This is a genomic window from Diaphorobacter sp. ED-3, from assembly GCF_027625375.1.
Classification (GTDB): Bacteria; Pseudomonadota; Gammaproteobacteria; order Burkholderiales; family Burkholderiaceae_C; genus Diaphorobacter; species Diaphorobacter nitroreducens.
Genome location: NZ_CP115182.1, coordinates 4,005,478 through 4,019,032, shown reverse-complemented (window position 1 = coordinate 4,019,032; position 13,555 = coordinate 4,005,478). Strand labels below are relative to the sequence as shown.

Sequence of the window (13,555 nt, the reverse complement as noted above, 5' to 3'; positions counted from 1 at the left end):
GCACGCCCATGGACTACTCATCTTTCTACCGCGAGTCCATCGAATCACCTGATGCGTTCTGGACCCGGGAAGCACAGACCATCGACTGGCATCACCCTTTCGAGACAGCACTTCACCCCACCCAACCCGAGTTCACCAACTGGTTCACCGGCGGCCAGCTCAACCTCTGTCACAACGCAGTAGACCGGCATCTCGCACAGCGCGCCGATCAAGTGGTGCTCGTTTGGCGGTCGACCGAGGTCAACCAGGAGGAGACCTTCACCTTCGCCGAGGTGCATGTCGAAGTACAGGCAATGGCAGCGGTGCTCACCGCGAACAACGTCCGCAAGGGCGACCGCGTGCTCATCTACATGCCGATGATCCCGGAGGCCGCGTTCGCCATGCTCGCCTGCGCGCGCATAGGCGCGGTGCACTCGGTCGTGTTCGGCGGCTTCGCGAGCGGCAGCCTGGCAACTCGCATCGAGGACTGCACACCAAGACTCGTCATCACCGCAGACGCAGGCATCCGCGACGGCAAGGTCATCGCGTACAAGCCTCTCCTCGATCGGGCCATCGAGCTGTCCAGTCACCAGCCACTTACCGTACTGATCGTCGACCGCGGACTCGCGGGCGCTGAGCTTCGGCCTGGCCGCGATGTGGTTTCACAATAGCATCAGTGGCTCTCAGCTCCACCAGCCATTGCAGGTAATTGGCGATATAGAGACCTCTTGTTCCAGCACTGCCGGTCTTCAGCTCACGAGTAGTTGCCCTTCCTCGTTTTCGCATCCGAGCGCGTTCAAGTGAAGAAACATTCGAAGCGCGAGTCGACGGAGGTTTCGGCTTCAATTGCTCCAGATCGTCCACCAAAGTACGGCAGTACCGAACGAGCGTTTCGATTTCTGAGAGAGTGAACAGCCGTCCACTTGCCATTCGCTCGTCAAGATCGATCTGGTGGTCGTTCAAGAAGCGCATCAGGACAATGATGGCCAGGCTGCTTTGGCCGATCGTTTCGCTCGCGCGGTTCTTCGTCCGAAGCCGGGTCAGCGCGTACAGCGTCGGCTTGTAGAGCGGCAGTCCTGTGGCCCGCTCGACGGGCACGGGAAAGCGCTCGCCTGAAGCGAGCACGACCTTGCGGATCACGTATGGGTTCTGTTGTTTACGCACCATGGGGGTGGACGATACCCAGCCCCAGCACCGAACAAGGAAGGCGATGTAAACAACGAAAAAGGCCCGCAGCTATTGGGCTGCGGGCCCGATGTTGACAACCAAGAGCTAAGTGTTTTTTAGAACGGAATGTCGTCGTCCATGTCGTCAAAGCCCGATGCGGCGCGCGGCGGCTGTGCCACGGGCGCGGGGGCGGGGCGGGCCGCGGGGGGGGCGGGGCGCGGCGCGGGTGCGGCGCGGCGCGGGGCCTCGTAGCCGCCACCACCGCCGCCGCCGTTGTCGCCGTAGCCGCTGTCGTCATAGCCGCCGCCCATGCCCTGGCGGCTGCCCAGCATCTGCATGGTGTCGGCGCGGATTTCGGTGGTGTAGCGCTCCTGGCCGCTCTGGTCGGTCCATTTGCGCGTGCGCAGGCTGCCTTCCACGTAGACCTGGGAGCCCTTGCGCAGGTACTGGCCGACGATCTCGGCCAGGCGGCCGTTGAAGACCACGCTGTGCCATTCGGTGGCTTCCTTGTTCTCGCCGGTGTTCTTGTCGCGCCAGCGGTCCGTCGTGGCGATGCGCACGTTGGCGACCTGGTCGCCGCTGGGGAAGGTGCGCATCTCGGGGTCGCGCCCCAGGTTGCCGACGATGATGACTTTGTTCACGGATGCCATGAAAAATCCTTGTGCTTAGCCCGGACGGCAGGGAAGGGTTCCGGGCCAGATGAGTCCAACAGGCGACCCCTGCGAGGCCGCAGGTGCGCAGCATAGCGGCTTGCACGCCGCCGGTGCGCCGGAGGGTGAAAAAATCAGTGGCCGCCGCCGCGTCCCACCGGCCGCAGCGGCCAGGTGATGAGCAGCCACAGGGCCGTGAGCACGGCGGTGGCGGTGAACAATCCCGGCGCGCCCGCCCACTTCGCCAGCGCGCCGCCCAGCGCGCCGCCCGCGAACAGGCCCAGCGACTGCAGCGTGTTGTAGGCGCCCAGCGCCGCGCCGCGCAGGTTGGCCGGCGCCATGCGCGACACCAGACTGGGCTGCGTGGCCTCCAGCGCGTTGAAGCCGCAGAAGAAGATGAACAGCAGCGCCGCCACCGGCATCAGCGATGGCGCAGCGCCTCCGGCCGCCAGCAGGCCAAAGCCCATCTGCACCACCAGCACCAGTCCAATGGCGACCAGCAGCGCCGCGCGCAGCCGTCCGCGCCGCTCCATGGCAAACAGCCCGCCCATGGCGACGAAGGACAGCACCACGGCCGGCAGGTACACCTGCCAGTGCGCGTCCTTGGGCAAGCCGGCCTGCACCAGCAGGGCCGGCACGGCCACCCACATGGCCATCTGCACCGTGTGCAGCACGAACACGCCCAGGTTCAGGCGCAGCAGGTCGGCATGGCGCCACACGTCGGCCAGGCGCCCGCGCGGTGCGTCGGCATGCTGCACCGGCTCGGGCGGCACCATCCACAGCACCACGGCCACGCCGCCCAGCGCCAGCGCGCAGGTCAGGCCGAAGAGGCCGGCCAGGCCGATGTGCGCGGCCAGCAGCGGCGCCGCCACCAGGGCGATGGCGAACATCAGCCCGATGCTGGCGCCCACCAGTGCCATGGCCTTGGTGCGCACCGCGTCGCGTGTCTGGTCGGCCAGCAGCGCCGTTACGGCGGCGGACACCGCGCCCGCACCTTGCAGCGCGCGCCCCACCAGCAGCCCCATCACCGAGTCGGCCAGCGCGGCGAGCAGGCTGCCCGCGGCAAACACCAGCAGCCCCAGGACGATGACACGCTTGCGCCCGAAGCGGTCCGACGCCATGCCCAGCGGCAGCTGCAGCACCGCCTGCGTGAGCCCGTATATCCCCATGGCCAGCCCCACCAGGGCGGGGTCGTCGCCGCCCGGGTACTTGCGGGCTTCGAGGGCAAAGACCGGCAGCACCAGGAACAGGCCCAGCATGCGCAGCGCGAAGATCAGCGCCAGGCTGACGCTGGCGCGGCGCTCCATCGGGGTCATGGCGGTGGAGGGCGGAGTGGGTGTGGTGGTGTCCGGCACGGGCGCGGGGGCAAGTCAAAGCACGGATTCTCACCCATGGCCGGGCCGCACGCGGCAGGGCGGGCCATCGCGGCGTGTGGCGAATTGGGCATGAAATCGCGGTCAGATGCAATACAGATGAGCGCAAACAGCTATTTTTTTGGGAGCATCTGCATGGCTTACCAGACTGACGCCCAGGGTGCTCCGGCCGCGGCTTCTGCGCGGGCGGGGTGGGTGACCTATCATCGTGCGTTTGCCTCCAGGCACGCGCGATGCCCACCTTCGAGCCACCCTCCGACGATCGCCACCCTTCGCCTGCCGATGCGGCCGGAGGGCGCCCACTGGCGCAGGTCCTGCGCGAGCAGCGCATCAGCATCCGCGGGGCGCGCACGCACAACCTCAAGAACATCGACCTGGACATCCCGCGCAACCAGCTCGTGGTGATCACCGGGCTGTCGGGCTCGGGCAAGTCCAGCCTGGCGTTCGATACGCTGTATGCCGAAGGGCAGCGCCGCTATGTGGAGAGCCTGTCGGCCTATGCGCGGCAGTTCCTGGGGCGGCTGGACAAGCCCGATGTGGACCTGATCGAGGGTCTGTCGCCGGCCATTTCCATCGAGCAGAAGGCCACCAGCCACAACCCGCGCTCCACCGTGGGCACGGTGACCGAGATCCACGACTACCTGCGCCTGCTGTTCGCGCGCGCGGGCACGCCGTACTGCCCGGACCACGGCCTGCCGCTGTCGTCGCAGACCGTGAGCCAGATGGTGGATGCGGTGCTGGCCTTGCCCGAGGACACCAAGCTCATGTTGCTGGCGCCCGTGGCGCGCCAGAAGAAGGGTGAGTTCGCCGAGCTGTTCATGCAGATGCAGGCGCTGGGCTACGTGCGCTTTCGCGTGGACGGGCAGATCTACGAGCACGAAAGCCTGCCGCAGCTCAAGAAGACCGAGAAGCACGACATCGACGTGGTGATCGACCGCTTGAAGGTGCGCCCCGACGCCCAGCAGCGCCTGGCCGAGAGCATCGAGGCCGCCCTGCGGGTGGGCGGGCACGAGGGCAACGGCCGGGTACTGGCGCTGGAGATGGACTCGGGCCAGGAGCACTTGTTTTCCAGCAAGTTCGCCTGCCCGGTGTGCAGCTACTCGCTGCCTGAGCTGGAGCCGCGCCTGTTCTCGTTCAACTCGCCCACGGGCGCCTGCCCCGCGTGCGACGGCCTGGGCCAGCAGGAGGTGTTCGACCCCGCGCGCGTGGTGGCTTTCCCGGCCATCAGCCTCGCCAGCGGCGCCATCAAGGGCTGGGACCGGCGCAACGGTTACTACTTCGCCATGCTGGAGAGCCTGGCGCGGCATTACGGCTTTGATGTGGAGACGCCCTTCGAGGAGTTGCCCGAACGCGTGCGCGAGGTCGTCCTGCACGGTTCGGGCGAGGAAGAGATCGCCTTCAGCTACCTGCTGGACAGCGGCCCGAACAAGGGCAAGCCCATCGTCAAGAAGCACCCCTTCGAGGGCATCCTGCCCAACATGGCGCGGCGCTACCGCGACACGGACTCGGCCGTGGTGCGCGAAGACCTCGCGCGCTACCGCAGCGCCCAGCCCTGCCCCGAATGCCACGGCGCACGCCTGCGCCGCGAAGCGCGCCATGTGAAGGTGGGCGAGGGCGACGCCGCGCTGGGCATCTACGACGTGAGCCACCGCACGCTGGCGGACGCGCTGCAGTGGTTCGAGTCGCTGCAGCTGGCCGGCGCCAAGGCCGAGATCGCCGGCAAGATCGTGCGCGAGATCGCCGCGCGCCTCACCTTCCTGAACGACGTGGGCCTGTCCTACCTGAGCCTGGACCGCAGCGCCGAGACGCTCTCGGGCGGCGAGGCGCAGCGCATTCGCCTGGCCTCGCAGATCGGCAGCGGCCTGACCGGCGTGATGTACGTGCTGGACGAGCCCAGCATCGGCTTGCACCAGCGCGACAACGACCGGCTGATCGCCACCCTCACGCGGCTGCGCGACCTGGGCAACAGCGTGATCGTGGTGGAGCACGATGAGGACATGATCCGCGCCGCCGACCACTGCGTGGACATGGGGCCCGGCGCGGGCGTGCATGGCGGTCGCGTGATGGCGCAGGGCACCTATGACGAGCTGTGCGCCAACCCGCAATCGCTCACCGGGCAGTACCTGAGCGGCGCCAAGACCCTGCCGGTGCCTGCGCGGCGCACGCCCTGGCTGCCCGTGTTGCAACAGAGCGCCGCAGCGCCCGAACCCGACAAGAAGCCCAAGTCGCGCTTTCCCGAGACGACTGCCAGCCTGCGCAAGAAAGAGCGCCTGGCCGAGCACCGCGCCACGCAGGGGCAATTGCAGGCGCTGCGCGTGGTGGGCGCCACGGGGCACAACCTGAAGGGCGTGAGCGTGCAGTTCCCGGTGGGGCTGTTCACCTGCGTGACGGGTGTGTCCGGCTCGGGTAAGAGCACGCTGGTCAACGACACGCTGCACAAGGCCGTGGCGCGCCAGCTCTACCGCGCGCACGACGAGCCCGAAGCGCATGAAACCATCGAGGGGCTGGAGTATTTCGACAAGGTCATCAACGTCGACCAGAGCCCCATCGGCCGCACGCCGCGCAGCAACCCGGCCACCTACACGGGCCTATTTACGCCGATCCGCGAACTGATGGCCGAGACCACCACCGCCAAGGAGCGCGGCTACGGCCCCGGGCGCTTCTCCTTCAACGTGGCGCAGGGCTCGGGGGGCGGGCGCTGCGAGGCCTGCCAGGGCGACGGCGTGGTGAAGGTGGAAATGCACTTCCTGCCCGACGTGTACGTGCCCTGCGACGTGTGCCACGGCCAGCGCTACAACCGCGAGACGCTGGAGGTGCAGTGGAAGGGCAAGAACATCGCCCAGATCCTGGACCTGACGGTGGAGGACGCCCACGCCTTCTTCAAGGACGTGCCCACGATCGCGCGCAAGCTGCAGACGCTGCTGGACGTGGGCTTGTCTTATATCCGCCTGGGCCAAAGCGCCACCACGCTCTCGGGCGGCGAAGCGCAGCGCGTGAAGCTGGCGCAGGAACTCTCCAAGCGCGACACCGGCCGTACGCTCTACATCCTGGACGAGCCCACCACCGGCCTGCATTTCGCCGACATCGACCTGCTGCTCAAGGTACTGCTGCAGCTGCGCGACGCGGGCAACACCATCATCGTCATCGAGCACAACCTGGACGTCATCAAGACCGCCGACTGGGTCATCGACATGGGCCCTGAGGGCGGGGCCGGCGGCGGCACCGTGGTGGCCGAGGGCACGCCCGAGCAGGTGGCCCACAATGCGGCCAGCCACACGGGCCGCTACCTGGCGCCATACCTGTCTGCCGCCCAAAATCAGTAGTAACCCTGAGGTTTTGCGCCGCCGGCAGTTACAGTTGCGCGCCGCGGCGGAGTGTTTCACTACGCCAGCGCGGCTTTATGGCGAATGAATGGGCGCGGGCTCTGGAATCATCGCGCCACTTCGCTGGCCGGCGCTTGTCGGCACGGCAGCCCCCGGCCTCCGCGCCGGCTTCCCCTCCACCTTTTTTTGGCAGGACTTCGCGGCGCGCAGCGCGCCCCGCGGGCCTGGACGTTTCATGAACCTGCTAGACCCGACCGTCATCACCTTCGGCATCTACCTGCTGGCCATGCTGTTCATCGGCTGGCTGGGCTACCGCGCGACGACCGACCTCTCCGACTACATCCTGGGCGGGCGCAGCCTGGGCAGCTTCGTCACCGCGCTGTCGGCCGGCGCGTCCGACATGAGCGGCTGGCTGCTCATGGGCCTGCCCGGCGCGGTGTACCTGAGCGGGCTGAGCGAGGCGTGGATCGCCATCGGCCTGACCATCGGCGCGTACCTCAACTGGCGCCTCGTGGCCGCGCGGCTGCGCCTGTACACCGAGCGCACCAACAACGCCCTCACGCTGCCCGACTACCTGGCCTCGCGCTTCGAGGACGGCTCCAACGTGCTGCGCCTGGTGACCACGGCGGTGATCCTGGTGTTCTTCACCATCTACTGCGCCTCGGGCGTGGTGGCCGGTGCGCGCCTGTTCGAGAGCATGTTCGGCCTGCCCTACCAGACGGCCCTGTGGGTGGGGGCGCTGTGCACCATCGCCTATGTGTTCATCGGCGGCTTCCTGGCGGTGAGCTGGACGGACACCATCCAGGCCTCGCTGATGATCACCGCGCTGATCCTGGCGCCCGTGGTGGCCTACTTCGCCATCACCGGCGAACTGCAGGCCGGCCAGAGCCTCACCGAGATGATCGGTGTGCAGAAGCTCGACCTGATGCACAACGCCAGCGTGATCGGCGTGGTCTCGCTCATGGCCTGGGGCCTGGGCTACTTCGGCCAGCCGCATATCCTGGTGCGCTTCATGGCGGCGGATTCGGTGGCATCCATCCCGCGCGCGCGCCGCATCGGCATGACCTGGATGGTGCTGTGCCTGGGCGGCGCGGTGGCTGTGGGCCTGGTCGGCATCCCGTACTTCGCGGTGCACACGCAGCAGGCTGCCGGCGTGCAGGCCAATGCCGAGACGGTGTTCATCGAGATCGCGCGCCAGCTCTTCAACCCCTGGATCGCCGGCCTGCTGCTGGCGGCCATTCTGGCGGCGGTGATGAGCACGCTGTCGTGCCAGTTGCTGGTGTGCTCCAGCGCGCTGACCGAGGACATCTACCGCGTGTTCCTGCGCAAGAACGCCACGCAGCGCGAGCTGGTGTGGGTGGGCCGAGCGATGGTGTTCGCCATCGCCGTGGTGGCGATCGTCATCGCGGGCAACCCCAACAGCCGCGTGCTGTCGATGGTGAGCTACGCCTGGGCGGGCTTCGGCGCGGCGTTCGGGCCGGTCATCCTGCTGTCGCTGTTCTGGCGCGGCATGACCCGTAACGGCGCGCTGGCCGGCATCGTGGTCGGTGCCGTGACGGTGGTGGTGTGGAAGCAGGGCGGCTGGCTGGGCCTGTACGAGATCGTGCCCGGCTTCGTTCTGGGCGCGCTGGCCGTGGTGCTGGTGAGCAAGCTGGGCAAGCAACCCTCGCCCGCCATGCTGCAGCGCCACGACGCGGTGGACGCCGAGATGGCGCGTCTGCAAGCCTGAGGCGAATGCGGGTTTGAGGCAAAGTGGCCTCAAACCCTTTATGGATAAGCGCTAACAGCTATTAATTGGATAGCGCAACGGCGTGCGGTCGTTCGCCCAGCTTGAACACCGCCACGCCCTCCACCAGCTCCTGCGCCTGGCTGCGCAGGCTGGCGGCGGCGGCGGCCATCTCTTCGACCAGCGCGGCGTTCTGCTGCGTGGTCTGGTCCATCTGGCTCACGGCCTCGCCCACCTGGGCCACGCCCAGCGACTGTTCGCGGCTGGCGTTGCTGATCTCGCCCATGATGTCGTTGACGCGGCGCACGGCGGTCACCACATCTTCCATGGTCTTGCCGGCGCGCTCCACCAGCGCATTGCCGCGTTCCACGTCATGCACGCTGGCGGAGATCAGCTCCTTGATCTCGCGCGCAGCGCCCGCGCTGCGCTGCGCCAGGCTGCGCACCTCGCTGGCCACCACGGCAAAGCCGCGGCCCTGCTCGCCGGCACGCGCGGCCTCCACGGCGGCGTTCAGCGCCAGGATGTTGGTCTGGAACGCGATGGAATCGATCACCCCGATGATGTCCGCGATCTTGCCGGACGAGCTGTGGATGCCGTGCATGGTCTGCACCACCTGCGCCACCACCTCGCCGCCCTGCGCGGCCACGCCGCTGGCGCTGGTGGCCAGCTCGCTGGCACGCGCGGCGCTGTCGGCGTTCTGGCGCACGGTCGCGGTCATCTGCTCCATCGATGCGGCGGTCTCTTCCAGGGCGCTGGCCTGGCTTTCGGTGCGGGCTGCCAGGTCGGTGTTGCCCTGCGCAATCTGCGCGCTGGCCGTGGCCACGCCCTCCGCGCCCTGGCGCACGCGGCCCACCACCTCGGTGAGCTGGCGGCGCATCTGTAACAGCGCGGCGATCAGGCGGCCCATCTCGTTGCTGCCGTGGGCGATGTCGCTGCCCGACAGGTCACCGCGCGCCACGGCGCGGGCCAGCTCCACGGCCTGCGCCACCGGCTGCGTGATGGAGCGCACGAAGACCAGCATCAGCACCGTGGCGCCCGCCAGCGTGCCCAGTAGCGCCAGCGCCTGCCACGCCAGCGTGGCGCGCAGGCGGTCGATACGCGCCTGCAGGGCCTCGTCCACGCCCTGCATGGCCTGGGCGTTCAGTGCGTACAGCGCGTCGATGGTGCGGGTGTAGGTGTCGAAATACTCCTGCGCGGGCAGCGTCAGCGTGTCGGCCTGCAGCAGGGCCTTGTCGGCCAGGGCCAGCGTGGCCGTGATTTGCGCGTCCAGCGTGCGCGCCGGGGTGCCCAGCGTGGCCGCAAAGGCAGGGCTCGCCTCGGTGGCGCGCGCCAGGTTGCGCAGCGTGTCGCCCTGCAGCTCCACCACGCGCTGGCGCAGCGACTGCAGCAGCCCCTTGGCCTCCGGCGGCAGTTCGCCGCCGCGGCCCAGGAAGCCCACGCCCTGGGCGCGCATCACGCCCAGCTTCTCACCCAGCTGCGGCGCATGCACCAGCGAGGCCTGGATCAGCGCGTTGGTGGCGAAGTCGGGGTCCAGCTGCAGCTCGTAGCTGTGCAGCAGCTGCTCGCCGGTCTGCAGCAGCGACGTGATCAGCGCCGTGTGCTGCGCCGTGCTTTGCGCGGCGGGCAGCGAGCGTGCGGCCACGGCCGGCTCCAGCTGCTGCCAGGCCTGCTGGGCGCGCTGCCAGGCGTCGCGCTGGGCCGCGGGCACCTGCGCCGCGTCCAGGCGGGCGGTGGCCTCGGCGAAGGCTTTGTTCACCGCATCGCGCGCGGCCGGGCGCCGCGCGGCCAGGGTCTCGTCGCCGCCCAGCATGCCGTTGGACAGGCCGCGGTGCACCTGCAGCCCCTGCACCACCTTGTGCAGCGCCAGCAGCGGCGGGGCGCCACGGGCCTCGTGGCGGGCGCGCGCCAGGTCGTCGAGCGCGCCGCTCACGAACAGCCAGGTGGGCACGGCGCTCATGAGGATGCCGGCGAGGCCCAGGATGAGGAATTTGTAAAGCAGCGGCAGGCGCTGAGAAAGCGAGGTCATAGCGGGAACCTTTCCTTGTCCGCGAGACCGCCGAGTGGGCGGGCGAGACAAAGAGATAGAGATGCCAAGGGCGTGTAACGTAATGTTATTCGGCAAAAACCGGTCTGTCCTTGAACGAGTTCAGCTTTTTGGGCGCGCGCTGGCGCCTTCCCGTCCCAGAGGTGTTGGGACGGGTTTGAGGGTGTTTTTGGCCATTAGGCCAATAAATACGGGCGCTAGCAGCTATCAGTATGGAAGCGAAACCTGCGCATGCCCCAGACGCTGCCACGCGGCCGGCCTGCCCTGCGCGGGGCGAAGCACCGGCCGCTGGCCGTGCCGCCTACAGCGGCCGCCGCGTGGCGAAGCGCACCACCGTCACGCCGGCACGCGCCTGGCGGGTGCTGGGCATGACCAGCACGCAGTCGTCGTACGGCGTCGTGACGGGCTCGCCATCGTTGTCGCCGATGACGGTACCGGCCTGGGGGATCACCTCCAGGCCCGTGAAGGGCTGGGTGAAACGAAAGCGCTCGCTCCTGGCGACCACCGGGCCGGTGACCTCCAGCGCCCACTGGCGCGGCGCGTCGGGCAGGCGCCAGCCGGGCAGCCCACGTGCCAGGGTGGCGGAATCCACCACGCCCGCCGCTTGCAGGAAGCGCACGCACTGGTCCTGCGCCACGGCGCGGCTGGCCGGGTCGCCATGGAAGCCGCATTCGACGAGCAGCGAGCGCGTGTCGCCGCCCTCGGCATCGGGCTGGCCGAAGCGGCCATAGTCGCGCATGCGCGTGCCGTCCTTGTGGCCCGCGTCCACCACGATGTGCTCGGGCGCGGCCAGGGTGCGCGCGAGGTGCAGGTTGCGCGGCTGCATGCCGGTGAGCAGCAGCGGCGCGCAGGGCTCGTGCATGGAGTGCAGGTCCAGCAGCCAGTCGGCCTCGGCCACGAAGGGGCGCAGCGCGGCCGCGCGCCGGCGCTCCAGCGTGTCGCCGGCGTCCATGCGCGCATCCACCCACTGGCGGTTGAGGTCTTCGTCCACGAAGCGGGCGGCGTCGTGGTGGTGGGGGTCGAACCGGTCGAACGCGGCCAGATTGCACAGCGCCAGCGTGAGCGTGCCGCGCGCGGGGCGCAGGCCGGCTTCCAGCAGGCCCTTGAGCGCCCAGGCGCCGCACAGCTCGTTACCGTGCACGAGGGCGCTGATCATCACGTGGCGGCCCGGCGTGCCGGAGTCGAAGCGCCACACGCCGTCGGTGCCGGTGTTGCCGGCGCGCCAGGCGCCGAGGTCGGGCGCGGTCAAAGTGAAAGGCAGGGGAGCGCTCATCATTCTTCGATCTTGGCGAACTCGATGATCTTCTTGTACTTGGCGACCTCTGCGGCGAGGAACTTGTCCACGTCCAGGCTGGGGGATGCCACGGTGGAGCCCGCGGCTTCCATTCGCTTGCGGAAGTCCGGCGACTCCAGCGTCTCGTTGAGCGCCTTCTTGAGCCGCTCGGCCACGGGCTTGGGCAGGTGGGCGGGCGCCATGAGGGCGAACCAGGTGCCGATGTCCACGTTCTTGTATTGCGCCGATTCGGCCAGCGCCGGAATGTCGGGCGCGACGGTCGAGCGCTTGGCCTCGGTGGTGCCCAGGGCGATCACTTTGCCGCTCTTGATGTGCGGCAGGCCGCTGGAGAGCACGAACACGCCGAATTCCAGGTTGTTGCCCACCAGGTCGTTGGTGAGCGGCGCCACGCCGCGGTAGGGGATGTGCGTCATGAACAGGCCCGCCTGCTCCTTGATCATCTCGCCGGCCAAGTGCAGCGCTGTGCCCACGCCCGAGCTGCCATAGCTGAACTTGCCGGGGTTCTTGCGCACGCGTTCGGTGAATTCGGCCAGGTTCTTCACGCCGGTGCCGGTGCTGGCCACCAGCACCAGGGGCTGCGAGGCTACGAGGCCGATGGCGGTGAAGTCCTTGATGTCGTACTTGACCTTCTTGGTCACCAGCTTGTTGATGGCGATCTCGTTGCTGGCGCCAACCAGCAGCGTGTAGCCGTCGGGCGCGCTGCTGGCCACCTTCTGCGCGCCAATGGCGCCGCCCGCGCCGCCCAGGTTCTCGATCACCACGGGCACGCCCAGGCGGTTGGACAGCTCCGCGCCCACGGCGCGGCCGGTCAGGTCGGTGCTGCCGCCGGGCGGGTAGCCCACGACGATGGTGATGGGCTTGCTGGGGTAGGCGGGCGCTTGCGCGAAAGCGGCAGGGCTGGCAGCGGCGAGCAGCGCGGCGCTGGCCAGCAGCGCGCGGCGCAACGGGGCGGGGGTGCGGGAAGTGTGCATGGCGTTTTCCATAGGCAGGTCGAGGTGGGTGCCATTGTGGAAAGCGCACCGTGGCTGCGTCGTGCCGAAGTGGCACCAGGCCGTGCATTGTGGGCACGTGGCCCGCGGGTTTCTCCGGGGATCACTGGCGCGCCAATGTGGCCCACAGCGCCTCGGCCCAGGGCGAGAGCCGGCGCTTGGGCCGGTACATGCGCACGTCGAAGCGCACCTGCATGCGCTCGTCGCCCGCGCGGGCCAACCGCCCCGACTGGCAGTCGGCATGCACCATGGACCAGGGCAGCCAGGCCACGCCCAGGCCGCGCAGCACGTACTCGTACTGCGCGTCGGCCGAGTCGCATTCCACCACGCGCGCCAGGCGCGGCGCCAGCGGGTCATGCGCCAGGCGGTCTTCCACCAGCCGACCGAGCGCCAGCGTGTGCGAGTAGGCGAGGTAGGGCACCGCATCCGTGCCGCCAAAGTGGTGCAGCGGCGCACCGCCGGCGCGGGCGCGGGAGACGGGCACCAAGCGGTCGCTGGCGAGCGTGAGGTGGGTGAACTGCCGTGCGTCCAGGCGCACGGCGAGCGAGGTGTGGTGGTAGGCCAGGGTGAAGTCGGCCTCGCCACGCTCGATCATGGCCACGGACTCATCCAGCGCACAGGTGCGCACGCGCAGCTCGCCGCCCGCCAACACGGGCTGTATGCGGGCCAGCCAGTCGGCCACCACGGTGCGTGCCAGGGTACGGCCGGTGGCCAGGGTGACGGTGCGCGCCTGCCGCCCCGCGATGGCGCGCAACTCCTCGTGCGAATGGGCCAGGTTCTGCGCCATCTGCTGCGCGGTTTCCAGGAAGGCCTGCCCCGCGGGCGTGAGCCGCACGGGCCCGCCGCCGTCGCGCTCCGTGAGCGGCGTGCCGGCCCACGCCTCCAGCGCGCGGATGCGCCGTCCGAACGCCGGGTGCGTCACATGGCGCAGTTCCGCCGCGCGGGTGAAGCTGCGCTCATGCGCCAGGGCGATGAAGTCCTCCAGCCACTTGAGTTGCATGGCCGGAAAA

General features: G+C 69.0%; 10 protein-coding genes. 3 read left to right on the top strand and 7 right to left on the bottom strand.

Annotated features, from left to right (window positions below; genetic code table 11):
* Positions 1–8 precede the first annotated feature (8 nt).
* Positions 9–650, top strand: coding sequence for an AMP-binding protein (locus tag PCQ86_RS19355; protein ID WP_333489924.1), 642 nt, complete (start codon positions 9–11; stop codon positions 648–650).
* Here PCQ86_RS19355 and PCQ86_RS19350 read toward each other — a convergent pair.
* The 3 genes from PCQ86_RS19350 to PCQ86_RS19340 form a co-directional block, all read right to left on the bottom strand.
* The gene (locus PCQ86_RS19350) at positions 577–1,146 is read right to left on the bottom strand and encodes a hypothetical protein (protein WP_270174529.1); all 570 of its coding nucleotides are present in this window, start codon (positions 1,144–1,146) and stop codon (positions 577–579) included. The genes PCQ86_RS19355 and PCQ86_RS19350 overlap by 74 nt on opposite strands.
* A gap of 116 nt (positions 1,147–1,262) precedes the next feature.
* Entirely contained in the window at positions 1,263–1,796 is a 534-nt protein-coding gene (gene ssb, locus PCQ86_RS19345) for a single-stranded DNA-binding protein (RefSeq protein ID WP_270174528.1), read from the bottom strand.
* A 134-nt stretch (positions 1,797–1,930) separates the two neighbouring features.
* Positions 1,931–3,112: an MFS transporter gene (locus PCQ86_RS19340; RefSeq protein ID WP_011807146.1), complete on the bottom strand. Its 1,182-nt coding sequence runs from the start codon at positions 3,110–3,112 to the stop codon at positions 1,931–1,933.
* Between the two features lie 290 nt (positions 3,113–3,402).
* Here PCQ86_RS19340 and uvrA point away from each other — a divergent pair, with 290 nt between their 5' ends.
* A complete protein-coding gene (gene uvrA / locus PCQ86_RS19335; protein ID WP_270174527.1) occupies positions 3,403–6,492 on the top strand; it encodes an excinuclease ABC subunit UvrA in 3,090 nt (1,029 codons plus the stop codon).
* A 235-nt stretch (positions 6,493–6,727) separates the two neighbouring features.
* A complete protein-coding gene (gene putP, locus PCQ86_RS19330) occupies positions 6,728–8,221 on the top strand; it encodes a sodium/proline symporter PutP (protein WP_270174526.1) in 1,494 nt (497 codons plus the stop codon).
* A 61-nt stretch (positions 8,222–8,282) separates the two neighbouring features.
* On the opposite strand, the gene PCQ86_RS19325 is transcribed toward putP, so the two are convergent.
* The 4 genes from PCQ86_RS19325 to PCQ86_RS19310 form a co-directional block, all read right to left on the bottom strand.
* Positions 8,283–10,244: a methyl-accepting chemotaxis protein gene (locus PCQ86_RS19325; RefSeq protein ID WP_270174525.1), complete on the bottom strand. Its 1,962-nt coding sequence runs from the start codon at positions 10,242–10,244 to the stop codon at positions 8,283–8,285.
* 319 nt (positions 10,245–10,563) lie between these two features.
* Positions 10,564–11,538, bottom strand: coding sequence for a succinylglutamate desuccinylase/aspartoacylase domain-containing protein (locus PCQ86_RS19320; RefSeq protein WP_270174524.1), 975 nt, complete (start codon positions 11,536–11,538; stop codon positions 10,564–10,566).
* Positions 11,535–12,527: a Bug family tripartite tricarboxylate transporter substrate binding protein gene (locus PCQ86_RS19315; protein ID WP_270174523.1), complete on the bottom strand. Its 993-nt coding sequence runs from the start codon at positions 12,525–12,527 to the stop codon at positions 11,535–11,537. Before PCQ86_RS19315 ends, PCQ86_RS19320 begins: the two co-directional genes overlap by 4 nt.
* Positions 12,528–12,648: 121 nt before the next feature.
* Complete coding sequence (locus PCQ86_RS19310; RefSeq protein ID WP_088888065.1) at positions 12,649–13,545, bottom strand: LysR family transcriptional regulator; 897 nt, start codon at positions 13,543–13,545, stop codon at positions 12,649–12,651.
* Positions 13,546–13,555 lie beyond the last annotated feature (10 nt).